General features: G+C 66.8%; 16 protein-coding genes and 1 pseudogene. 7 read left to right on the top strand and 10 right to left on the bottom strand.

The window, feature by feature from the left end; all coding sequences use genetic code 11:
• The first annotated feature begins 13 nt into the window (after positions 1 to 13).
• Complete coding sequence (locus tag ACQP26_RS09040; RefSeq protein WP_433495415.1) at positions 14 to 1,150, top strand: DUF6745 domain-containing protein; 1,137 nt, start codon at positions 14 to 16, stop codon at positions 1,148 to 1,150.
• A 192-nt stretch (positions 1,151 to 1,342) separates the two neighbouring features.
• On the opposite strand, the gene ACQP26_RS09035 is transcribed toward ACQP26_RS09040, so the two are convergent.
• The 4 genes from ACQP26_RS09035 to ACQP26_RS09020 all read right to left on the bottom strand — a co-directional run bounded on the left by ACQP26_RS09035 (position 1,343) and on the right by ACQP26_RS09020 (position 5,808).
• The gene (locus tag ACQP26_RS09035) at positions 1,343 to 2,017 is read right to left on the bottom strand and encodes an HNH endonuclease family protein (protein ID WP_433495414.1); all 675 of its coding nucleotides are present in this window, start codon (positions 2,015 to 2,017) and stop codon (positions 1,343 to 1,345) included.
• Positions 2,018 to 2,400: 383 nt separating this feature from the next.
• Entirely contained in the window at positions 2,401 to 3,351 is a 951-nt protein-coding gene (locus ACQP26_RS09030) for an NgoMIV family type II restriction endonuclease (RefSeq protein WP_356981680.1), read from the bottom strand.
• A gap of 190 nt (positions 3,352 to 3,541) precedes the next feature.
• Complete coding sequence (locus ACQP26_RS09025; protein WP_356981681.1) at positions 3,542 to 4,630, bottom strand: NaeI family type II restriction endonuclease; 1,089 nt, start codon at positions 4,628 to 4,630, stop codon at positions 3,542 to 3,544.
• Between the two features lie 71 nt (positions 4,631 to 4,701).
• Positions 4,702 to 5,808, bottom strand: a complete 1,107-nt coding sequence (locus tag ACQP26_RS09020) for a DNA cytosine methyltransferase (protein WP_356981711.1) — start codon at positions 5,806 to 5,808, stop codon at positions 4,702 to 4,704.
• 53 nt (positions 5,809 to 5,861) lie between these two features.
• Between ACQP26_RS09020 and ACQP26_RS09015 the strand changes: the two genes are divergently transcribed.
• The 5 genes from ACQP26_RS09015 to ACQP26_RS08995 all read left to right on the top strand — a co-directional run bounded on the left by ACQP26_RS09015 (position 5,862) and on the right by ACQP26_RS08995 (position 17,952).
• Positions 5,862 to 6,299, top strand: a complete 438-nt coding sequence (locus ACQP26_RS09015) for a very short patch repair endonuclease (RefSeq protein ID WP_356981682.1) — start codon at positions 5,862 to 5,864, stop codon at positions 6,297 to 6,299.
• Positions 6,300 to 6,804: 505 nt separating this feature from the next.
• Entirely contained in the window at positions 6,805 to 11,454 is a 4,650-nt protein-coding gene (locus ACQP26_RS09010; protein WP_356981683.1) for a DEAD/DEAH box helicase, read from the top strand.
• A 2-nt stretch (positions 11,455 to 11,456) separates the two neighbouring features.
• Complete coding sequence (locus tag ACQP26_RS09005; RefSeq protein ID WP_356981712.1) at positions 11,457 to 13,034, top strand: nuclease-related domain-containing DEAD/DEAH box helicase; 1,578 nt, start codon at positions 11,457 to 11,459, stop codon at positions 13,032 to 13,034.
• Complete coding sequence (locus ACQP26_RS09000; RefSeq protein ID WP_356981684.1) at positions 13,031 to 16,147, top strand: helicase; 3,117 nt, start codon at positions 13,031 to 13,033, stop codon at positions 16,145 to 16,147. The genes ACQP26_RS09005 and ACQP26_RS09000 overlap by 4 nt, the downstream gene beginning before the upstream one ends.
• An 11-nt stretch (positions 16,148 to 16,158) precedes the next feature.
• The gene (locus ACQP26_RS08995; RefSeq protein ID WP_356981685.1) at positions 16,159 to 17,952 is read left to right on the top strand and encodes a DUF1998 domain-containing protein; all 1,794 of its coding nucleotides are present in this window, start codon (positions 16,159 to 16,161) and stop codon (positions 17,950 to 17,952) included.
• A 46-nt stretch (positions 17,953 to 17,998) separates the two neighbouring features.
• Here the strand turns inward: ACQP26_RS08995 and ACQP26_RS08990 are convergent, their stop codons facing one another.
• Together ACQP26_RS08990 and ACQP26_RS08985 are read right to left on the bottom strand one after the other, a co-directional pair.
• On the bottom strand, positions 17,999 to 18,886 hold the full coding sequence (locus tag ACQP26_RS08990; protein WP_356981686.1) for a hypothetical protein: 888 nt from the start codon (positions 18,884 to 18,886) through the stop codon (positions 17,999 to 18,001).
• A 56-nt stretch (positions 18,887 to 18,942) separates the two neighbouring features.
• Positions 18,943 to 19,194, bottom strand: coding sequence for a hypothetical protein (locus ACQP26_RS08985; protein ID WP_433496111.1), 252 nt, complete (start codon positions 19,192 to 19,194; stop codon positions 18,943 to 18,945).
• A 120-nt stretch (positions 19,195 to 19,314) separates the two neighbouring features.
• On the opposite strand from ACQP26_RS08985, the pseudogene ACQP26_RS08980 reads away from it, so the two are divergent.
• A pseudogene (locus tag ACQP26_RS08980) lies at positions 19,315 to 19,988 on the top strand (transposase); the annotation flags it as partial.
• Positions 19,989 to 20,603: 615 nt separating this feature from the next.
• Here ACQP26_RS08980 and ACQP26_RS08975 read toward each other — a convergent pair.
• From ACQP26_RS08975 to ACQP26_RS08960, 4 genes are all read right to left on the bottom strand, one after another.
• Positions 20,604 to 20,831, bottom strand: coding sequence for a hypothetical protein (locus tag ACQP26_RS08975; RefSeq protein WP_433495413.1), 228 nt, complete (start codon positions 20,829 to 20,831; stop codon positions 20,604 to 20,606).
• 61 nt (positions 20,832 to 20,892) lie between these two features.
• Complete coding sequence (locus tag ACQP26_RS08970) at positions 20,893 to 22,038, bottom strand: class II histone deacetylase (RefSeq protein WP_433495412.1); 1,146 nt, start codon at positions 22,036 to 22,038, stop codon at positions 20,893 to 20,895.
• Positions 22,039 to 22,080: 42 nt separating this feature from the next.
• On the bottom strand, positions 22,081 to 23,289 hold the full coding sequence (locus tag ACQP26_RS08965; protein WP_433495411.1) for a histidine decarboxylase: 1,209 nt from the start codon (positions 23,287 to 23,289) through the stop codon (positions 22,081 to 22,083).
• A complete protein-coding gene (locus ACQP26_RS08960) occupies positions 23,286 to 24,056 on the bottom strand; it encodes a hypothetical protein (RefSeq protein ID WP_433495410.1) in 771 nt (256 codons plus the stop codon). The genes ACQP26_RS08965 and ACQP26_RS08960 overlap by 4 nt, the downstream gene beginning before the upstream one ends.
• Positions 24,057 to 24,190 lie beyond the last annotated feature (134 nt).

Genomic DNA, 24,190 nt, shown 5'->3' with positions numbered 1-24,190 from the left:
ATGTCAGTCAAACATGAAGATCTCATTCACGTCATCCCTGAATCACTCACCGCAACCGGCCGCGGTGCCCAGCAGGGCCACAACAGTGAACGCCGGGACTGACGATCGGCTGCCACCCGCTGGTGGCATCTGGCCACTTGACCTGCAGCGGCATCGTCAACGGCATGCCGCACCATCGATCATTCGTCAGGAGGACACCATGCATGACTCCACCAATCCGATCTCAGCGCACGGACAAGCCGTGGCGAGCCGATGGACGCAGGCGGCGTTGTCCTGCGAGCCCGCGGACCAGGCGCGCGCGGAGGCAGCCGTCCGCCTCGCCTACCGCAGCGCCGGGCATCCCGAGCCGTCGCGGTTCCTGTGGTGCCCCTCTCCCCCGGCCGCCCTGCAGCAGGTGCGGCAGCTCCTCGACGACGGGCACCCGTCGCTGGTCGCCTCGGTCCGCCGCGACGCCCTCAACAACGCGCTGGCAGCAACGCGAGCCCCGATCTGGGAGCAGACCAGCGACCACGACCAGTTCACCGCCTTCGGCGATTTCCACGACTTCATGGAATGGCACGGCTACTACGGCGAGCAGCGCTACGACGGCTTCGAGGCCCGCTACAACCTGATGGAGCACCGGTACCTCTGCAACCCGGTCACCAAGGGCGAGCGGTCCGCGCTCACGCCAGTACTGCAGGCGGTACGGCAGGTGTACGAGCAGGTGCTGGGCCCGATCTGGGCGGCGGTCGACCGCACCCTCGCCGACGGCTACATCATGCAATTCGCCTGGTATTGGAGCGACGAGCAAACGATCGTGAAGCGCAACGACGAGGGACGCGCCGTGATCCGTTACTGCCTGAATCCTCGCGACTGGTTCTTCGATCCGGCCTGGAACCTCTACCCCGACTGGCTTGTGCTCGCCGCGATCGACACCTACCAGCAGGTGCTCGGCACGGCACCCACCCCAGGGTGGGAGGGATGCCGTGACGTGGCGCTTGCGGCCGGGCCGTGGTGCCCCCTATCCGGGGTGGCCGTGATGATGCAGCGCCCCACCGTTCTGCGAGTCACCGGCGACGGCCTGCTGCACGGCGTCGACGAGCCGGCGGTTGTCTGGCCCGACGGCAGCACCCTGTGGGCCTGTGACGGTGCCGTCGTCCCACCCGGGTGATCGCCCCGCCGGCGGCACCTACGCCCCTTCCGATTGCGTCTCGGCGCTGGAGGGCGGGTCCGGTGTGGCGACCCGCCCTCCAGCGCGTCGGCGCCGCCATCCGCAGGCGCGCGGATGGGGCGGATGACGAGCGGCTCAGGGGTTGCCGTGCGTCGGCGCTTGTGCGGTCAGCCCCGGAAGGGTGCGGAAAGGCTAGGAGCTGCAGGTGTTCAGCATGCTCTGCAGCGCGGACTTCTCCGACGACTGCAGGCTCAACCCCCAGTTGTACTTCACGGTGATCCACATCTTGCTGTAGGTGCACCGGTACGACGACAGCGGCGGCTGCCACGTCGACGGGTCCTGGTCGCCCTTGGCCTGGTTCACGTTGTCGGTCACGGCGATCAACTGCGGGCGGGTCAGGTCATTGGCGAAACTCTGCCGCCGACTGGTGGTCCAGCCGCTGGCGCCTGAACGCCATGCCTCGGCCAGGGGCACGACGTGGTCGATGTCGACGTCGGAGGCGGCGGACCAGGTCGCGCCGTCGTACGGGCTGTACCAGCGGCCCGAGGTCGCCGCGCAGCTGCTGTCAGTGACCACGGACGTGCCGTCACGCTTGAGGACCGTCTCGCGCGTGTTGCAGGCCCCGCTGATGGTGATCCAGTGCGGGAACAGATCCCGGGAGTACCCACTCGTCGACCCCTCGCTCTTGACCGTCAGGGCGTTGAGCTGCGACTGGGCGCTCGCCTTGGACGGAATACCGGGAGGTGCTGCCAGGACGGGCGAGGTGTCGACGGCGACCAGGCCAGCGCCGCCGATGACTACGGCTGCCGCGCCGGTCAGGGCACGCCGGGCTAGTGAGCTTGTGGTGCGTCGTCGGGTGAGTCGCATGGGGCCTCCTCGGGGGAACGGTCGTGGATAGAGACCGTCTCACCTCATCATGTCCATCGATGCTCACCACTGTGAAGAGTCGGCCATGCCTTCAGGACACCGATCCGCTGGGCAGCCGCCGTCGGCGCCGCTGCGCCAATGTGCCGCCGTCGAGCTCGTCTGCCTGCTGACTGCGCTCATGCGAGATGCCGAGGTAGCGGCAGTCCAGCCGCACACGAGGCCTTAGCTCAGGTCGACAACGCACCTGGGCTTCAGGAAGCCACATGGCCAAACGACCTGATCGAGCAGGTCGGGCCGGTACTGGATGCGTTTGAGCTGGTCTTCACGATAGCTCAGGCCGGCCTGCTCGTGCTGGCACTTGCGCCATAGTCATTTTTGCGATCTCAAAGCCTGTGGCGTCGGATGGCTCCAGGGTCCTTTGCGGCTGCGGCTCCCTCGATGTGTATCTGGGCCGCGACCGAGGCCGTTTCCTTAAGGAGTTCGTCGTAGTCCCGCAGGCGGCCCTGGCTGACAAGGCGATCGAGAGTGCGAGGGCCCTTCCAGCGGTCCGAACCGCCACGCTCCCGCGCGAGCTGTTCGACCGCCCCCTGAAGCGCGGCGAGATTGAGGTGGTAGACGAAGTCCACCGCCCCGGACCCATCGCAGAGGATGGCAAGCATGTACGGCCGCGGTTCCATGGTAACCACGCCGTAATGAGGCATCTTGCCTCGTCGCAGGGTGGCGAGCTTGGCCCCTTGAGAGAGGCAGTCCTGAGCCCGGTCGGTTCGGAGGGACCATTTGAGTGACAGCGCTATGCGTAGCTCCCGTGGCTGCGGCTGCGTCGCGTCCGCCACCGTTACATCCAGACCGAGTAACGACTCCTCTGGGGCGTTCGTCAGCAGGCGCTGAGTCAGTGCCTCACGCTGCTGCAGCTTGCCGCTCAGCTTCCGCAGTCGCCGAAGGATCTCCGATCGAGCATGGCCTCTCGGCAGCGTCTCGACGTGTTGGATGATCTCATCGATGGGCAGGTGGGGTGACTTTTCTACCTCGCTCTTGAACTCCGCGAAGGCCTTTAGGTGAGCGAACTGCCGGAATCCGGTCGCCGAGCCGCTGCTGACAGCCAACTGCGCGCTGAACCGCGATGACAGGTCCTCGATCACCTTCGCGCCCAGCTCCTCGCCGCTCTTGCCGGGGTCGCGCTGATCGGGGGACACGCCGAGGATGTCGAACAGCTTCCTGCCGAGCTGCACGGACAACTTGTCGCTCGAATCTGAGGTGTTCGGTCTCGGGGTGATTGTCTGCTTGTCCTTGGAGAGCCGGTATCCACAGAGATCCGTCACGAAGCTGGCTGGCACGGTGGCACGCTACACGGCCGGGTGGCGACAGGGGCGGAGCGGACCGTCCCTGCCCTGGAACTGGCTGGCGGCAGGTGCTGGCGCGTGTCAGTGTCGGCCATGCTCAGGTTCCTGGCCGTGCTTCCGGCAACGTCTTCACGTGTCAGCTGTCCAGCGGCGGCCGAGCAGGATCCGACGTAGGCGAGCTGCGTCACTCTTCCCCTTGTTTGGGCAGGGTCGGTGCCTGCACGATGGGATCAGCTTCTCGAGCGCGACGCCAGCGCGCGCCGTCGATCTCGGTGAACGGCTCAGGGTCGCCGGGCCTCCAAGGATGGAGGCGAACGCTGACGAACCGGCCCAGCGTGGGTACGGGGAGTTCGAGGTCCGCCGCCATCTGCGGGTGAGGGGCGTAGTGGCCGAAGATCACGATGCCTTTGGGCTGGAGCTGCTTACGGGCGTCGCGTACCCGTTTCGCGCTGTCGACCTGCTGGGCGGCGGTGAGCACAGTGGCTCGGTTGACCAGCTCGCCGGTCAACTCTCTGAAGAGGTTCGTGACCGCCGTCTGCCCCTTCGGGGCGTACGCGATGAGATCGAGTTTCCTCGGGTCCTTGATGTGTAGCAGAGTATTCTTGACCAGGTCGGCTCCGGGGAAGACCCACAGGATGCGGTCACGTCCGCGATCGTTGAGCCGCCGCTTTCCGTCGCGCTGCTTGCCTGGACGCCGCAGTACCGCCTCGTTGATACGGATGAGCCCTGCGGCCCAGCGGGCGGTGTACTCGTTGGCCCACACCACGAGGGCGATCTTGTCCCCGCGACTGTACATCTCCTGTGGGATCTCCCAGTCGTACAGGTTCAGCGACCACTTGCAGTCGACCTCGACACCGGCGATCCGATAGTCGAGCTCGTCACCGTCGTGGAATCTGAACTCCCGCTGAAGCCAGATCTCGACGAGCGTGCCGACGTGTGTCTTCTCCGTCTTGTGGAGCTGGGTGTAGTCCCAACGCCCGGTGCGCTGGCCGTCGTAGATCTGGTCGAGCGCCTCCCGGATCGCATAGCCCATACGCGCGCCGGAAGGATCGAGAGTAAGGATCTCCGACCGGACGGCCCAGATCTCCGGATCCTCGTCCTCGGTAGGCGGCTGTGCGTCGGTGCCACTGCGGACAGGACCTCTCATGGGACGTGGCCTGCCCTTCGGCGACGGGCGTTCCGGCAGGACCCGGGTCCGATGGGCACGAAGCGTCAAAGGAACTGCGATGTTGTCCGCGTCGTCCCCGAACAACTCACCCTGAAAGATCGACACCCGGGCAGGGTGTCAGAGCAGACGACAGGCGGTCAAACACCGACGTGCGTCACGTCGATGTCAGAGCGGACTCAGCTCAGGCGGCCCTTGATGTGCTTGGCGATGGCCGCGGCCAACCCGGAGGGCACAGCGTTACCGATCTGCTTGGCGATCTCGGTCTTGGACCCGCACCACTGATAGTCCTTCGGGAAATCCTGCAGAAGCGACGCCTCGTAGTGCGTGATGACACGGTTGACCCGCCGGTCCGGGCGGTCCAGCTCCCACTGCGGATGAAGGTACTGGCCCTTCTCCGGTTTGAAGAACTCGGTTCGGATGGTCAACGAAGGCGCATCCCAGCGCATCCGCCCCATGACATCGGTCGTGCCCGTCTTCTTCTCCCGCCAGCACCTCGAAAGCAGGTGGTCTGGGAGATCGAATCGCCCACCACCGGGCGGGACGTGATCGTAACGCTCCAACGACATCGGCGTCGGCTGACGTCCGAAGTGAATCTCAGTACCTCGGAACTCGCCCCGAATGCTCTGCTCGAAGTATGTGGTGTGCTTCTCTGGCAGTTCAGTGGTGGTCGGGTACCAGTCCACCCAGCCGATCGCGTCCCGAACCGTCCTCCACGGCTTCCGGTTCGCGGTCGGCACCTTGGCGTGCGTCGCCTCCGGCAGAGGGATCTCGCCGACGCGTGAACCGATGACGATGGTCCGCGGCCGGCGCTGCGGTACGCCGTAGTTGGCCGCCAGGAGAACCCCGTGGGTGAGGTTGTAGCCTTTGAGGATGCCATGCTCGGCTTCCTCGAGCAGCAGCTGGAACTCGCTCGTACGTGAGAACCGCTCCACGTTCTCAATCACGAACACCTGCGGACGCGCGATCGTGACGAAGCGTAGATACTGCTTCCACAGCTTGTTCCGTGGATCGTCCACGGACTTGCTCCCGAGGTTGGAGAAGCCCTGGCATGGAGGTCCGCCGATGACGACGTCCGCAGGCGGGATCTCGTCGTCCTTGAAAGTCTCGATGTCCCTACAGTGCGTGTGCTCCTTGCCGAAGTTGGCCGCGTAGGTGGAGGCCGCAGCACGATCCCACTCGACCGCGAGAATCGGACGAAAGCCTTCATTATGGAAACCGACGGTCATGCCGCCGCATCCCGCGAAGAGGTCGATCATGCTCGGGCGGTTGCTCACCTGCGACATCATAGTTTGCCCCCCGGGCGCGACAAGGCCGGCTCGCCGGTGAGGTAGAACGCATGTCCGAAGGATCCTGGGCGTCGACTATCGGTGTCCGTAAGTCGATGCAGGCCAACACCGGCCGCGACACCAAGCCCGAGCTGGCCCTGCGCCGCGCCGTCCATGCCCTCGGCCTGCGCTACTACGTGAACCGCCGCCCCATCAAAACGGTAAGGCGTACCGCCGACCTGGTGTTTCCCAAGCTCAAACTGGCGGTCTTCCTCGACGGCTGCTTCTGGCACGGATGCCCCGAGCATCACACCGTAGCCAAAACCAACGCGGAGTTCTGGGCCCAGAAGATAGCCGGCAACCGCCGCCGCGACGCGGACACGAACCAGCGCCTGGAGGCCCACGGCTGGACCGTCCTCCGGATCTGGGAACACGAGACCGCCACCGATGCCGCTGCCCGAGTGGCGGCGGTGGTGACGGCGATACGTAGCGCTTCGCGGCGTACGTGATCTCAACTGCTTCTCCTCTCGCCTCCAGGATGGATACCGGCCAACCGGCACCCCAACAACGTTCTGGGAGAATCACGCCCGCTGGCGCCCGTCGGGTCAAGTGGTTCCGAGGACCCGACAATCGACGTGGCTCGACTTCCAGGACAGGAGGACGGGATAGCAGGTGGTCTGGTGAGGGACTCCGTGGAGTAGGCTGAGCGGCGCTGAAGCCGCGGCCCCCCTGCAATCGGTTTGGGCAAGGGCGTGTGGTCAGTCGGACATCACGATCGGGATGAACGTCATGCAGCTTCCGCTGCGCACCGGTCGTTTCCGTAAAAAAAATGGGCACACGCAGGCTGATCTGAGCCCAGAACGTCCGCCCGCCCTGCTGCTCCGACGCGGAAAGGGCGACCGCGGTGCGTCGCGGCATTGACACCGAGTCCGCAGTACACAGTCGGTCGAGGCGGTCACGGATTGACCCGGACGAGGGATCACTGCCAGGCGTCTTGTCAACCATAATGGCGCAGTGGCGGACCTCTCGGGTTGGGAAAATCCGGACAATACCCTCCAAAGGTGGATCGATGATCAGCGTGCCAGTATGTTGGGCTCGTATAGATCGACTCCTCGACTCATCGACGAACACGGACTCCAGGAAGACAGTTTCCGCACCGGTGGATATGCGCATCGGCAGGTTCTAGAGCTGGTGCAGAACGGAGCCGATGCGCTGCGCCGCGGCGGCCAGCGCGGCCGCGTCGTGCTGCTGCTGCGCGGCGACGTGCTGTATTGCGCGAACGAGGGCGCCCCGTTCTCTCAGCGAGGTCTCGAGGCTGTCTGCCACGCCTATCTCAGTGACAAGCGCGGCGAGGACATGGGCCGTTTCGGCCTCGGATTCAAGTCGGTGCTGGCGGTAAGCGACTCGCCGACCATCCTGAGCCGGTCGGTTTCGTTCAAGTTCAGCGCCGACATCGCACGAAGAAGTCTCGAAGAACTGGCTCCGAACGCATCGGTCTACCCGGTCCTGCGTCTCCCCTTCAACGCTGACGCCCAGGCTGAGATGGCCGCCGATCCTGTTCTTGCGGAACTCGGGACGTGGGCGGAGACGGTCGTCCGACTGCCTCTGGCGCGACTCTCGAGCAGACTGGAACAGGAGCTTGGGGCTTTCCCGAAGGAGTTCCTCCTTTTTGCGCCATACGTGGCCGAGCTCGAGATATCGACAGAAGATACTCAGAAGGTCTTCACCTGTGTGCCTCAGGAAGGGAGCCGACAGCGCCTTACCTCCAATGGCGAACGGCCCGCAGATTGGATGGTATGGCATCAATCTCACCGGCCGTCCGAGTTGGCGCTTTCAGAGGTGAGCGAAGCGATCCGCCGGCCGGAGGTCGTGGTCACGTATGCCGTGCCGCTCGATACCACCCAGACCTTGGGCCGGTTCTGGGCCTACTTTCCGCTCCAGGACTCCACCTCGGCACGCGGCATCCACAACGCGCCGTGGCACATCAGCGATGATCGAACGAACATGCTGCCGGGCAGGTTCAATGAGGAGCTGCTCGAGGTCGTCGCGGAGCTCATCGTCAACGCGATCCCTCATCTGCACACGGCTGGGGATCCTGCACGTCACTTCGACTACATGCCAGCTCGAGGACGGGAGTTCGACAACTTCGGAGACCTGCGGCTCACCGAGCTGGTGCCACGTTTGGCGGAGGTGACGACTTGTGTGCCCGACGCTGAAGGCACCTTGAGAGTTCCCACCGACCTCGAGTACCCCAGCGCTGAACTCAGGATTGGTGTCGAGTCACTCGAACTGTGGAGCTCCGCATCCGGTAGGCCGTTGCGTAGCCCTCATCCGGCTTGTTTCCGCAACGCGACGCGCCGGGCGCGGCTGTACAGGCTGGTGCGCGGCGAAGCCGGGCGAGCGAGTCGGAACGAGCTGGGTGCTGCGGAGTGGCTCGAGCGTCTGGTGTCCGCCGGGACCGACGAGCAGTGCGACGCTGCATTGCAGGTGTATATGTCGATCGACGACGAGGCTGTCAGACGCGCGATGAGCCGTGCCGCGATCATGCCTGACGTGACCGGGACATTACATCGACTCGATCATACTGATCGGCTCTACCTGCGGGGTAACTCGCTCAGCGCCGCCGCCGGCATCCGCCTGGTCAGGCCCTCTCTACTGGACAGGCCTGGCGTGGAGGACAGCCTACGCGCCATCGGATTCGAGGACGTCGACCCCGCGCACGAGCTGCGACGTTTAGCTGGCGCCGCGGCGAATCGATGGACCGCGCAACAGTGGGAGGACTTCTGGGCCCTCGTCCTGCACGTGAGCATCCACGACGCCGAGAAGATACTCTCGGACCACTTCATGAAGGGCATGACGCTCAAGGTGCGTTGCCGTGACCACTCCTGGCAGCACGCAGGCACCGTCGTGTCGCCTGGTCTGGTCGATCCGATGAAGCCGTCACTCGTGATCGACACCGAGTTCCACGGCTTACCGCCCCGACTCCTCCAGGCGATAGGCGTCGTCGCGCAGCCGAGGATCACACCCGCCGTTCTGGCGGATCTGACCCTGCTTGAGTACCGCCGTCTGCAACGTTCCGCGTATCTCGAAACCCTTTCCGGGCGTCGTCCGGACGCCTCGGAGATCGACTTCGAGGAACAGGAAGGACCCGCCCCTCTCCACGTTCTCCGTGGCTTCACCGATTCCGGTGACGAGACATCCAGCGTCCGCTGGACTCGAGCCCTTCTTGAGCTGGAGACCCCGGCCGTCTGGACCCTGCGCCATCCGAACAGCAAGAGGTTTCCGCCCAGAACCGTGACAGCACCCCACCTGTGGGCGGCTCAGAGGTACGGCCTGGTCGACACCACATGGGGACCACGGCCAGCGGCTCTGTCACTGCATCCCGACTGCGAAGAGCTGAGCCCCATGCTGCCGGTGGCGGCCTGGAAGGCCACAGCTCGGCTGAAGTGCATACCTGGCAAGACCGACCTCCCGGAGGCCGTCTGGCGCGAGTTCCTCTGCCGGCGACCCACAGGCGGCGACCACCGCCAGCTCGGGGCCCTCGTCGCCGACGCGTTCGAACGGTTGCCCGACGACGAGGTGCCCGATCAGGTTCCGGCCGTGAAGGGCATGGGCCACGAAACCGTGTCCCCCGAGCAGCTCCTGATCGCCGCCACCGATGATGAGGCCCGGGCGCTTTCGGAGCTGTCACTGCCGTTCGTCACAGTCGACGACCAACCTCTCGCCCAGGAGTTGATCGAGAGCTGGGGCTGTCGATCCGCGTCGTCGATACTGCGGATCGAGGTCGTGACCGAGTCGCCGGGAGAACCCGTCGTACTTCTGGAGCGCTTCCGCCGCCTGCGAGACTACGGCGCGGACGTGCTCGACGGTCTCGACCTGATTAGCTGCGGCTCGCTCGAGCGAGTGGTCATCCTGTCTGCCGGCACGGAGAGCACATCGCTGCCGTTCGCGGTGGCGGGCCGCAACGTCTACTTCGACGACTCGCTCGACGACGAGGAGCTCCTCGGTCATCTCTCCCGCCACTTCGATCTGGGCCTCGACGATCAGGCCATCAAGCGCGTGCTCCTGGAAGCGGAGAGCGCGCGAATCCAGGCCGCGATCGCGCTGTCGCGAGCAGCCCGTGACCACGCGGAGCGTCTCCTCGCGCTCCTACCGGCGAGCACACTGACGCTTCGACTGCCGAAGGAACTGCTCGATGCGGTTCCACTCCTCGACGGCGCCGACGGCGACCGGCAGATCGCCGACCTGCTGATGCACTACCACGGTGACAACGTTCTGCATGCCCTGCGTGCAGAACTGAGGGATTTCGGCTACGAGGATGTGCCCGACACCTGGGCAGGATCCGCACTCGCCGTAGCGTTCGTGCGGAGGCTGGGGTTCCCCGCGGAGTTCGCGGGCGAACGGGACCGAGGAGTCGACGCCGACACGACCGTTCTCGGTCCTCCGGACCTCAAACCACTACACCCCTACCAGGAGAGACTGGCGGAACAGATCCGCGAACTCCTCCGGCCCGGCGTCGCGCCCGACCGCGCGCTGCTGTTCCTGCCCACCGGTGCCGGTAAGACCCGGGTTACAGTCGAGGCGCTGACCCGATCCATCTGCGCTGGAGACGTCGCCGGACCGGTCCTCTGGGTCGCACAGAGTCAAGAACTCTGCGAGCAGGCCGCGCAGACCTGGACGACCGTCTGGCGACAATTCGGCAACCAACCGCTACGGCTGTGCCGCCTCTGGAGCCGCAACGAGGTCGCGGCCACCGGCCATAACGCCAGCGTCGTCGTAGCGACCGACGCGAAACTCGACAAGGTCCGCGACAGAGACGAGTACGAATGGCTAAGGAAGGCCGCGATCGTCGTCGTCGATGAAGCACATGGGGCCATCGCGAAGGGCATCACAGCGACTCTGCGATGGCTGGGTATCGATCACCGCAAGACCGCCCGGCCGCTGCTGGGCCTGACCGCAACGCCGTTCGCCGGCACGGGTCCGGCCGCCAACGAGCGGCTGGTCAACCGATTCCTCGGGCGGCAACTCGACAACGGGCTCGGTGAGGACCCATACGCCGAGCTCCAGCGTATGGGTGTCCTGGCAAACGTCCGCCATCGTGTAATAAAGGGCTTCAAATACGATTTCGATCCGGCCGATAAGCGGCATTTCGAGACATTCGGGGACCTCTCCAAGGATCTGCTCAAACGTGTCGGCGGGGACCGCCATCGGACCCTCCGGCTGGTCGAAGACATTGTGGCTCAACCCGCGGACTGGCCGATCCTGGTGTTCACGTCGTCCGTTCTCGCCGCACAGACACTGTCCGCGCTGCTTCGCATGCAAGGGATCCCCTCCAGGGCGGTCAGCGGTTCGACGCCGACCCCGGAACGGCGCCGGGCAATCGAGTCCTTTCGCGCGCGCGAGACGCGGGTCCTCGCCAACTGCAATGTGCTCACGCAGGGCTTCGACGCACCCGGCGTCAGAGCCCTGTACATCGCCCGACCCACCTTCAGCCCGAACCTCTACATCCAGATGGTGGGCCGTGGCCTCCGCGGGCCGGAGAACGGCGGGAAGCCCGAATGTGACGTCGTCAACGTCGCCGACACCTTCGACGTGTTCGGGGAGAGGCTCGCCTACAAGGAGTTCGACCACCTGTGGCGCTACCGAGGCGGTGATGCGGAGTGAAGATGATCCCGGCCCCTGAACGGTTCGGGCACATCGACTCGAGAGCCGAGGCTCGTGTCGCCGGACTGCTCGCACAGGTGGATCTCGGCCGACCGGCCACCTGTTTCTACTCCTTGCATCTGCCCCGCCACGAGTACAAGCGAATGGCGGAGATCGACTTCCTGATCGTGACCCCCGATCTGATCATGATTTTGGAGGTCAAGGGCGGCCGTCTCGCCCGCCGCAACGGCATCTGGAGCTTCACCGACCGCTTCGGGGAGTCACGCGAGAAACGCGAGGGGCCTTTCGAGCAGGCTCGGACGGCGATGTTCGCCTTGGAGAACGACCTCACGCACAGGCTTCCCGGACTGACAATCCCCTTCGGAGCGGTCGTCGTGACACCCGATCAGGCACTGGGCCCTGACCTGGAGTGGGACCCCGCCGAACACATCGGCCCCGCAGCCATGACCGTTTCAGGCTTGGAACGGGCACTTCGGACAGCCCTGTCGTTCTGGCGTTCAAAGGCGCACCGGTCCGTCCGGGGCGGCGACTACCGCGAGGTGCTGGCGATCCTGCGGCCCGACTTCGACCGGATTCCACGTCTGTCTCTCATGATCCCCACATACGAGAACGACTATCTGCACCTCGCCCGTGAGCAGTACGACATGCTGCGTGGCAGCGAGGTCAACGACAGGATCTTCTGCACCGGTGGTGCAGGCTCCGGAAAGACGCTGCTCGCCGTGGAGACCGCGCGTCGCGCCGCGCATTCCGGCGCCTCGGTGCTGTTGACCTGCCGCTCGCCGCGCGTCGTCGAGGTCATGCGACGCTCACTCGGCGACGCTGACGTCGACTGCACCGCCTGGGCGGACGTGAAGGGCCGCCGACCGGCAGATCTGCTCGTGGTGGACGAGGCCCAGGATCTCCTCAACCTCGACGACTGCCTGCAGCTCGACGAACTCGTCGTCGGCGGCCTACGCGCCGGCCGGTGGCGCATGTTCAGTGACCCAAATAACCAGACGGGAATCCACGGATCGTTCGATCCCGAACTCTATCGAGAGATCGCCGCTAGCGCGAGCCGCTACCAACTCCCATACAACTGTCGCAACACCTCCGCGATCGTGACGCAGACCCAACTCATGACACGTGCGGACCTCGGCGTCGCCAGGGTCGGCGAAGGGCCGGCCGTCGAGTACGAGCAACCGTCGACGGACGCCGACACCGCCGCCCTGCTGGACGCCCGACTGAGAAGGCTTCGTCGCGACGAGATCGACCTGGCCGAGGTAGTCGTCATCACGCTGCGTGACTCCACCGAGGACAGTGCTGCACGACGGACCAAGGCCTTCCGAACGGGCCAGCTCGCTCCCGTCGGTCCCGGCCCGACGACCTCCGACAGGGGCGTGGCTGGACTCACCACCGTCCAGGACTTCAAAGGCCTCGAAGCGCAGCACGTGCTGGTCGTCGACATCGACGAGGTGGCCGATCCGGCCGCCAGGTCACGCCTGTACGTGGCGATGACCCGACCACGAATCTCACTCTGGCTCGCGGTCGGCCCACTGGCCTGGCAGCAGCTGACCACAGCGCCTCAGGAGAACCTGCGATGACACGGCAGAGAACGTTCGTCGAGCTTAGAGACGAGACGGTCGCACATCTACGGCGTCAGTACGAAGGGCCGGCGGAGGGCGAGCTGGAGATCCTCTCCAACCGGCCCGACCGCACATATCTCGTCGGCACACTCTTCCCCTGCGGGCCCGCCGCCCAGGACCTGGACGGCGGCATACTGGGCGACGACGACCACGAAGAGGGCCTCGACGAGCCCGTCGAACTAGCCAACGCATGGCGCCCCGCCTCCGCCGCCGTCTCCTTTCTTCATGACGGCACGCAGGTCGACTGTCGCGTCGCCGCAGCACGATATGAGAAGACGACCGATGGTGAGGGCTGGGCGCGCAGACCACTTGCCGAACCGTCGGTGGTGTTCGAACCGGGTACCGCGCCGGTCACGATCTTCGACGGCGCCGCGAGGCTCCGAGCCGTCTGGCGCCAGCTCGGTGCCGCCTGGCTGGTGACGGTCGCGGTGGAGAACCGCGCGCGCCACGACGACGCGGACTCGCCGCCGCCGACCGAGGACTGTCTCTTCCAGGTCCACCTGCGGTGCGAGGTGGAGGGTGGCCGAGTGCGTCCCTACCCGTCGATGTCACTTCTCAGCGATGACCCGGAGGACCAGGAACTGCAGCTGATGTATCGGCATCGACGTGTCTACGGCGTCGGCCACGGCTGTTCGGTGACATGGGACGGCGATGACGCCGGGGTCACGGCGGTGGCTACTGAGATGCTGCCGCACAGCATCGTCCCGGGCGTCTCACCGGGGTCACGGGAGTCGTCCGTGTTGAGTCTGCGCTTCCTCGCCGACGAGTCGGTCAGCACGGCGACACTCGCTGGCGAGCTCGACGCGTTCGTCGACGCCTACTCCGCCTGGATCCTTGAACGGCGAGCGGAGGCGACCGACCTGCCACAACGTCATACAGCAGCCGCCGTCAGACTGTTGGGTCGGATGGAGGTCGCGCGCGACAGGATGCGGGAGGGCGTCGCACTTCTCGCCAGCGACGACGGCGCCGTCGCACTAACCTCCTTCCGCCTGGCCAACAAGGCCATGCGGGAACAGATACTGCAATCCCTACAGGCCAAGACATCGCCCGGCCGACGCGGACAGGAGTTGGCGAAGCGTCCCGACGACGTAGCCGAACCGTCCTGGTATCCGTTCCAGCTGGCCTTCCAACTGCTCACCGTGGCCTCCACCGCCAGCCCTCGGCACGTGGATCGAGACGTCGTCGACCTGATCTGGTTTCCGACCGGTGGTGGCAAGACAGAGGCATACCTCGCCCTGGCCGCCTTCGAGATGATCCACCGGAGGCTCACCCTCGGCCAGCGAGGCGGCGGCACCGCCGTCCTCACCCGCTACACGCTACGGATGCTGACGGCCCAGCAGTTCCAACGCGCCGCGACGCTCATCTGTGCACTCGAGCAACTTCGTGAGCACGAGCCACAGCTGCGTGGAACACCCGGTTTCTCGATCGGGCTATGGCTCGGCGGCGAAACCACCCCCAACAGCTTCAAGGTCGCTCATGAGAGGGCGCGCGCCCTGCGCCGAGCATCCGAGCCCGACAACCCGTTTCAAATCAATGACTGCCCGTGGTGCGCAACGCCGCTGTTTCCGCGTCGCCGGTCGACCGACCCGACGGCCTACGGGGTGCGGTCTACCGCTCACACCTTCGAACTGTTCTGCCCTCACGAGGAGTGTCCGTTCCATACGGAGCTGCCGGTCAAGGTCGTCGACCAGCAGATCTATGCCGAGCCGCCGACCCTGCTAGTCGCCACGGTCGACAAGTTCGCGGGACTTCCCTGGCACAAGGACGCCGGCGTCGTCCTGGGACGTGACGATTCGCCCTTCGCGCCACCAGGCCTGGTAATTCAAGACGAGCTGCATCTGCTGTCGGGTCCGCTCGGTACCACGGTCGCCCTGTACGAGTCCGCGATACTCGGCCTCATCGGGTGGAACGGCGACAAGCCTAAAGTCGTGGCATCGACGGCGACCATCAGGTCCGCACCAGAACAGGTACAGCGCCTCTACGGCTCCCCGGTAGCGCTGTTCCCGCCCAGCGGGCTCGACGCCGACGACAGCTACTTCGCGCACACCGACCTCGGGTCGCCCGGACGCATGTACGTGGGGCTCATGCCCCAGTCCTTCACCCAGTCGCGAGCCACCGGGTTGGCGTGCCTGGCGCTGCTCGAAGCTCCAATGCTGGTGTCGGATGACCCGAGAGATCTGGACGCCTACTGGACCGTCATCGCCTATCACAACTCCCTCCGAGAACTCGGACGTACAGTCACGATCGTTCGTGACGACATCGACTCCCTGCTGACGAGCAGAGCCGACAAACGCGGTGCCAGGGCGCGACGGGTACGCGGTGGGGGCGTCATCGAGCTCACCAGCAACGTACCTCCCAGCGCCTTGATCAAGGGTCTGGCCCGCCTCGGGCGACGCGTCGATCAAGGCGACGCCGTCGACTTGGCCGCGACGACCAACATGCTGTCCGTCGGAATCGACATCAGCAGACTCGGGCTGATGCTCATGAACGGTCAACCGAAGACGACCGCCGAATACATTCAAGCCACCAGTCGTGTCGGTCGTTCCGAGGTGCCCGGTCTGGTAGTGACGTTGCTCCGCGCCGGCAAGCCCCGTGACCGGTCTCACTACGAGTCGTTCCGGGCCTTCCACGAGTCGCTGTACCGCCACGTCGAGCCCACCAGCGTCACCCCATGGTCGCCGGCCTCCCGTGACCGTTCCCTGCACGCCGCACTCGTCATGCTGGTCCGCCACGGTGCCGGCTTGCGGACCAACGATGAGGCAGGGGACTTCCGGGCGGCCGACCCGTCCATCAAGAAGGCGGTCCGCATCCTGCTCGACGCCGTCGCCCGCAGCGAACCGGACTCCGTCGGCGAGACGACCGCCGAGGTGCAGAGCCTCGTACACGAATGGGACCGCAAGGCCCATCGCGCCAAGGACCTCGGGTTGAACCTGCGATACGACAGTAGCGACAACGACCATCCCGTTCTGCTGTGCGAATTCGGCGAACGCCGTGACGCCTGGCAGACGATGCGCTCGATGCGGTCTGTGGACCGCAACGTCCGCGTCGTCGTGATCGGAGAAGCCCTGTGAGAACCACGCGATTGAGTCAGACGATCACACCGTTCGGTGTCGGCGCCGTCCTCGACGTCCTCGGCGAGTCACTGATGGCGGCGGACATCAGCCGCTGGCCGATTGACGAGACCCGGCGGATCGTCTCGCGGCGATTGGAGGAACGGCTCGGGGTCGCCGAGCTGCGCAGCCCACCGAGCGTCCCGTCGTATCCGTCCAAGCGCACCCCGGGCGTACTCTACGAACGCTTCCCCAGCTGGCTGTTCTGCCAGGACTGCCGCCGGATGCACCGGGTGCGGCATCACGACGAGACTGGAGAACCGCCTCGCTGCAAACACTGCAAGGGGCCGATGGTTCCGATGCGATTCGTCGTGGTGGGTGCCGAGCGCGGTCACGCCATGGATGTGCCCTGGGTGCGGTGGGCTCATTCCGAACCCCATGACGAGGCGCAGCGGCGGTGCAAGGCACAGGAACTGTTGTTCCTCACTCGAGCCGGCAGGTCGGAAGGGCTCGCAAGCCTCATCGTCCGCTGCATCGCCTGTACAGCCGAGCGGGACCTCGGCGATCTCACCGCCCGCGGGGCGTTGGCGCGGATCAACGTCCGGTGCTCCGGATCGCAGCCCTGGCAGCAACCCGACTTCAACTCCTGCGATGAGCGTCTCGAAGTCCTCCAACGGGGAGCCACTAACGTAACGCTCAGCGAGACCACCACGGCGCTCGACATCCCCGAGCCCTCGATCCCCGTTCGCAACGAAGAAGCCGAGATCAGGCAGCACCGGAACTTCGAAGACCTCAGATCGGCGCCTACAGGGCCGTACGCCGAGATGTTCGTCAACCTGATCTCCGAGAACCTCAACGTCAGCGTCGAACTCGTCCGCCGCGTCGCGAGCAATACCGCCGGCGAGGCACGGAACCCGAACGGGGAACGTGAGGGCCTGCTCACCGACGAGTGGCATGCCTTCAGGCAAGCGCTCGAAGACCCCGGAGAGAAAGTCGGTATACCGACCTTTCTGATCTCCTCGACGCCCTTCCTAGGCGAAGCCCCGGACGCCGAGCAGCAGACACTGGCTAGCGCCGTCGGGCATGTCGTTCTGGCACACAAACTCCGCGAGATACGAGTTTTGCACGGCTTCCGCCGCTATGACCTACAGGCCGACATGGTCGACGTCGACCTGGGCCCCCGCGGACGTGCCCGCTGGCTCCCCGCCGTCGAATCGTTCGGTGAGGGCATACTGCTGACCCTCAACGAGAGGCGACTCACCGAGTGGGAGCAGCTGGAGGCCATCGCCGATCGCGCACTCATGCTCGAACGCCGGCGGCGAGACTCGCCCATCGGCTCGAGGTTCGCCGTGGCGACCCCACGGATGATCCTCCTGCACACCCTCGCCCACATCCTGATGCGTCAGCTCGCCTTCAGCTGCGGCTACTCCGCCGCCTCACTTCGAGAGCGCGTCTACGCATCCACCGATAGCTCGCCGGAGTGCGGCGTCCTCATCTACACCGCCGCCGGAGACTCGGAGGGAACCCTGGGCGGGCTGGTCCGCCAGGGCGAGGCACCGAGGCTGGCGAGGACGCTGTTCGCGGCTCTGGAGAACGCAGCGTGGTGCTCCTCGGATCCGCTGTGCCGCGAAAGCCGCGGCCAGGGCCTGGGCAGCATGAACCTGGCCGCGTGCCACGGCTGTGCGCTAGTTGCCGAGACCTCTTGCGAGCGAGGGAACCTTCTCTTGGACCGCGTTATGGTGGTCGGCGACGGGGTTACGCCTGGCTACTTTCAAGACGCTGTCGCAGCTGCGCAGTCGGCCGCCGCCAAATACGCCGCCGGTTGACGACCCGTACGGGAAACGGTCGCGAGATGGCTGCAGCCGAGGACCGCTACCTCCAAGGAGGTGCGCTGGCGCCCATGCACTCGTTACAACTCGCCGCCAGCCGGGCAAGCCTGCCGACACGATCAGCGGAAAGCTCAACCACTGCGTCGGGCGCCGCATCGAGATGGCAGACCTCCAGGTAGAAGACCTCGTCGGCCGGGGCGTCCGCGCCGGGGTGTCCACGTCGGCACGTTCGGCAGGTGAACTTGTCGCGGAGGAAGACCTGCCGACGTAGGTCCTCTGGGAACAGTCGCTGGGACGGATGCAGCAGATCCGCCTCCCGCATCGACACCAGTCGGTGCTCCCCAGCGCGCAAGTCCGGGGCGTCCGCGTCCGTCTCGATCGGCAGAAGGTCACGGTTCCTGATCTGACGGGCGACGGTCGCCCCGGTCTTGCCGCGAGCAACCCGGTCCAACTCGTCCGCCGTCACGGCGGTCCTGACGAGCGAGCGGAGTAGCGCAAGCACACGCTCGTCGACCGGACCCTTCATCTCTCGAATCGACGTGACCGTACGGAAACGGGCCTGCCGAGCAAGGTCGGGACTCTCGGCGAGTAGACGGTAGCGGCCGCGACCCTCCTCGATCTCGTACCCGTCTTCCCACCGAAGTTCACGTATCCGGCGAGCCCACTCCCCGATGCCGGATACGGCGGCTATCTCGTCGCTACCCACCCATTCGCCCAGATGCTTCGTCAGATGCCGGAGGATCCGTCCACGAGCCCCACCGAACTCCGATCGCGGACGCCGCCCGCGGTACGCCCGTGTCACAGCGACTCGAAGATCGGTCAGGGCCTCGAGGACCTCCTCCTGAGAACGCTCGGCAGCCACCTCGTCGGCAAGGGCAGCCAACTGCGCGACCGCGGCACGAAAGTCATCAGCCGGGTCCGCACGCGTCACCCGACAACCTTAATACTTCGGCGAACGGGATCGATCGGCGCTGTTGGGAATCCTGGTTAGTCGAGCAATCGGCCTACGAGGGCGCCTTGGCCGGACTGCAGGACGTGCGCGGCCTGTAACGGTGTCGAGAAGCACTCGAAGCGGGTGGGCTCCTGCTCGCCGTCGTGGTCTTCCTGGCTCGCCCGTCGTTCGGGCGTCGCTCCGTGTAGCGCCAGCGCGAAGACGTGCCGACGTTGGATCTCGAAGCGGAGCGCGCTGATGTCGTACTCGAATTCCCCCAGCTTGCGCACGGCGGTGATCCCCGTCAGTCCGGTCTCTTCGCGGGCCGCGCGCAGCGCTGCGTCCGCTTGGGCCTCACCCGGGCGGGCGCAGCCGGGTCTGTAGACGAACGGTGTAACTCCTGATCAAGGAGCAGCACTTGATGTCTGATGGATCGACGATCGCCGGTGGATACTGCCGCGGTGGCGAGGAACGTGCCGGGGCAGCCGGTGGGAGGGTGTCGACGGGGAGCTGGCCGCCCAGCTGGTGGAGCAGGCTCGTGCGGCTGGGTTACAGCTGACCGGCGATGGGGGCTGCTGCAACAGCTGACGAAACGTGTCCTGGAATCGGCGCTCGAGGGTGAGATCACCGATCACCTGGGCTATGACAAGGCGACCCGGCGGGCAGGAACAGCGGGAACTCCCGCAACGGTATACGAACCAAGTCCCTGCTCACCGACGTCGGCCCGGTCGAGATCGACGTTCCGCGTGACCGCGACGGGTCATTCAAACCGCAGATTGTGCGCGAGCGCCAGCGCTGGTTGTCTGGCGTTGACGACATGGTCATCTCGCTGTCGGCCAAAGGCCTGACGACCGGGGAGATCCAGGCCCACCTGGCGAGGTGCATAGCGCCGGTGTCACGGCAGACGATCTCCACGATCACCGACAAGGTCGTCGAGGGGATGACCGAGTGGCAGAACCGGCCCCTGGACCCGGTCTACCCGGTCGCGCTGGCCGGGGCGACGGCACATCGGTTGGATGGTCACGCCCTCGGCCGGGCGCGAGATCGCGTGGTCAGCGTCGTAGCCGGCCTGGGCGAGGAGGTGTTGCCCGGCGGGGAGGGTGAGGGTCCAGGACGGTAGTTCGATGAGGTCGAGCCGGCAGCGCAGGTGCTCCGTCAGCGCCCGGCCCCGGCCGGTCCGCTGGTGCGTGGGGCGCACGGCCAGAAAGGCGAGGTGGTAGTGCGCCGTAGTCGGTTGCCGGCTGTCCATGATGTCGTCCAGGAGACGGAAGCGCTCGGCGTGTGGGCCGGCGGCTGTGGCGAGGCGCGTGGGGTAGTCGGCCGGTGGTGGAACGGGCCCGTATTGGTGGAAGCAGACGGTGGCGGCGGTGTGGTCGCTGGTGATGTGCACGTCGCCGTAGAACATGGCGTGTTCGACCCAGATGGCGGCGACGTCGGCCAGGACCCGGCCTCGTTGTTCCTGGTCGGGTATCAGCCAGGCGGCGATGGGAGTGGGTTGGAGGGCTTCGGCGATCACCGTGGCGACGATGTCCTGTTCGCGCCACCGCGCGGCCCGGATGTGGTGTGGCACCTCGTGCCCTGCCTTTCTCTTGCTGCCTTTGTCGTCGTGCTGGTTGGGGTGGCCGGCGGTAGGGGACGGGAGAGCCGCTGCCGCCAGCCACGCGGGGCCGGTCGCTGCGCCTTCCCTCTGAGCGCGGCGGCCGGTCGGCTTGTCATGTCATTGCAGGCGGGTCACGGCTGCGGTCGTGGTACGTGAGGTGGGCATGTCGGTGACGGTCCCGTAGCGGCCGACGAGCCGGGCCAGGAGGGTGTTGGCCGCCTCGCTGGCGCCGACGTCTAGCACCCGCTGGTTGGTGCGGATGTCGAGTCGGTCCAGGACCGTGTGAATGCTCGGGTTCAGCAGTAGGTGTATCGGCCCGGCGTGGGCCGGCAGCGTGGTTGTCATGGCGGTCCCTTGGATGTCGGCGTGGGGGGTGATGCCGGTGGCGTCGGGTGCTGGTGCTGCCTTACTGGGAGCCGGTGATGCTGGTGGCGGTTGGGCTGATCCGTTCGACGAGCTGTGCGGCTGCCGCGATCACCTCGCGCTGGTGGGGCAGGAAGGGCTCGGCGGTGTACCCGGCGACGACGGCGGCGAGGGGGTCGGTGACGTGGGTGGTGGTGCCGGTGAGTTCTTCGAGGAACGCCAGGGCGCAGTAGGGGGTGTAGAAGGGGCTGTAGCCGCCTTCGTGGGCGGCGATGAGACGGCCGTGGCAGAGCCGGTCGGCGGCGCCGACGAGCAGGCGGCTCATCTCTCGGTAGGAGGCGGCGGTGAGCATCTGCCGGGCGAGGGGGTCGAAGACGTTCGCGTCGAAGCCGTTGGCGAGCAGGATCAGGTCGGGGGCGAAGCGGTGCAGTGCCGGGAGGACGACCTGGTGCATGGCGTTGAGGTAGGCGGCGTGGCCGCTGCCGGGTGGTAAGGGGACGTTGAGGGCGTAGCCGGTGCCGTCGCCGGTGCCGTTTTCGTGGGTCCATCCGGAGTCGGGTGGGAAGCAGCCGGCTTGGTGCAGGCTGATGGTGAGCACGCTCGGGTCGTCGTTGAAGATGGCCTGGGTGCCGTTGCCGTGGTGGGCGTCCCAGTCCACGACCGCGACGCGTGCGAGCCCGAGTTCGGCTTGGGCGTGGCGGGCGGCGACGGCGATGTTGTTGAACAGGCAGAAACCCATTCCCTGGTTGGCGGTGGCGTGGTGGCCGGGTGGGCGGACCAGGGCGTAGCCGTTGGTGATGTCGCCGTGGGCGGCGGCGGTGACGAGTTCGATCAGCCCGCCGGCGGCGAGGCGGGCGATGTCGTAGCTGCCGTGCCCGACCGGTGAGAAGCCGTCTCCGGCGTCACCTCCCCCGCCGCGTAGGTCGCTTTGGGTCTTGATGTGCTGGACGTAGGCGGGGGTGTGCACGCGTGTCAGTTCGGTGACGGTGGCTCGGCGAGGCTCGATGACCATCAGCTCGCCCAGCAGTCCGCAGGCGTGGATCAGCTCGTGGACGCGTCGCTTCGCGTCGGGGTTCTCGACGTGCACGGCGGGTTGGACGCCGGCGGTCGGGTCGGCGGGTAGCAGGCCGGCGCTGGTGCCGGTGTCGTGCCACAGGTACTCGGGATGGAAGACGTATCCGGTGGTCATGATGGTTGCCTTTCGTCGGTGGGGTGGCTGGTGCTGGTGTGGTCAGCGCGCGTGGGAGCTGGCGGGAGATGCTGTTGCCGGTCTCGGTCGCGGGATCGGCCGGATTCGCGGGCGGGTGGCGGCGATGTCGGCGGCGAAGGCGTCGACCTGGCCGGGGGTGATTCCGGGCATGCAGATGAGGTGGCTGGTGTCGCCGTCGGTGGCCAGGAGCCACTTTCGGCGTACGTGCTCGGGTGGGGTGGGCAGGACGACGGTGAAGGCGTGCGGGTGCCGCCAGGCGGGCCAGCCGACGGCGTTGAGCCGCTCGACGGTGTAGGCGGCCAGCCGGCGGGCTTCGCTGGCCCGCCACCGGTGCCCCTCCCGTCCGTGAACGGCGATGGCCTGCCACAACAGCGCGGCCGACAGGCCGCAGCGGGAGCCGGTGATGGTGGTGTCCGCCGTGGCGGTGTAGGCCACCCGGGGACCGGCGGGGCGTAGATGGTCGCGGATGAGCACGATGCCGCACGGCGTCGGTGTGCCGAAGAACTTGTGGCCGCTGATCGCGACGCTGCCGATGCCGCTGGCGTCATCGAGGGACAGTCGTCCGTCGAGGGCCAGGGGGATGCCGGACAGGGCCGCGTCGACGTGCAGATGCCCGCCTGCGTGATGCTCGTCGAGGACCGCGCGGATGCGGCTGGTGTCGTCGACCGCCTCGGTCATGGTGGTGCCGGCGGTCGCGACGACGATCGCCGGGAAGCGGCGCCGCCGGTGGAGCTGCTCGGCGAGGTGCGCGTAGTCCATCTCCCCATCGGGGCGCGCGTGGACCGGGATGCCGTGCGCGCCGAGCAGGCGCACTACCTTGGCCACGGAGTAGTGGGCGGCGGCTGAGTAGTAGATCCGTGCCGTCGGTTTCCGCCGGTGCGCGGCGTGCAGGGCGGACAGGGTGCCTTCCGTGCCGCCGGTGGTGACGTAGCCCCACCGGTCGTGGGCGGGCATGGCGAGCAGGTCGGCTGTCCACGTGATGACCGCGCGTTCCAGCGCCCGGGTGTGTGCGATTCCGCCCTCGTCGGCGGGGTCGCCGATGTTGTTCCACAGCCTGCCGCCGAGGCGGGTCATGACCTCCGTGTGGTCGAGGTCCACGGCGCCGGGGAACCCGATGCTCGTCGCCGCTGTGGCGTCGGCTGCGCGAACGAGGTGGTCCAGCACGGCTGTGATGTCGATCGGCGCGCGGCTCAGGTCCGCGGCGGCGGCCAGTTTCAGGGTGTGGGTCACGCGGGCCGTCCGCCGTGCAGGTGGGAGGTGAGGGTGTGGTGGAGCGTGCCGAGTCGTCGCCACAGCTCGCGGGTGGCGTCGTCGCCCTGTTCGGTGAGGTTGGCGTGCGGGTTGTGCCAGTAGGCGGGCCGGTCCGGGTCGAGGGTCTTGGTGCAGCGGATCCCGTCGACGCCGATGCGGGCCTGGGGGTCACGGTCCAGGTGCAGGGCGGTGCCGTCGGTCAGCAGCACGTAGCACTGGCCCTTGAGGTCGAAGGCCGACAGGTACCGGCCGCCGGTTCCGTCCCGGAGGGTGCGGGCGACCTGGTGCCAGCGGCCCTGGTCGGAGTCGAGGGTGCTGACCCCGACGCCGACGTAGGTGGCGCTCGGCGGCGGGCTCATGTCTCCGCCGTTGACCATCGAGGCGTCCGGCCCGAGCGGATGCCACCGCCGTCCGGCGGAGGTGGCGCGGGCGATGTTGGTCCGGACCACCTCGGCTAGGTCGGCCAGGAGCCGGGGCAGGTCCTCGGATTCCGGGGAGGCCAGCCACAGCCGGTAGGCGGTGTGCAGCAGGTAGCCGTGCGGCTCGGCCGGTGCCTCGGAGACGAAGAACAGCATCAGAGCGTGCGGGCCGAGCGCCTCACGGGTGTCGTGGCGCTGGTCCGCCTCGACCATGTGGCCGGTGTTGAGCCGCCTGCACCGGTAGGCGACCTGCACGCGCAGATCCGCCCACCGCCGCGCTTGTCCCGGCGCCTCGTTCCCGTCGGGCGCAGGCTGGTCCGTGGGCATGTCCGGCGGGGGTACTGCCGCAGGCGGGGTTGGAGGGGCCGGGGGCGTCGGGGGCCGGTGGTGCTCCCCCTGCGCGTGGTAGCCGGGCGGGGCGCCGACCGCCGGGGCGCGCGGGCCCGGTGGCGCCGCCGGAG

The organism is Micromonospora sp. CA-248089, from assembly GCF_050948515.1.
Taxonomy (GTDB): Bacteria; Actinomycetota; Actinomycetes; order Mycobacteriales; family Micromonosporaceae; genus Micromonospora.
The sequence above is the reverse complement of the archived record's forward strand: the minus strand, read 5'-3'. Positions and strand labels throughout refer to the sequence as shown.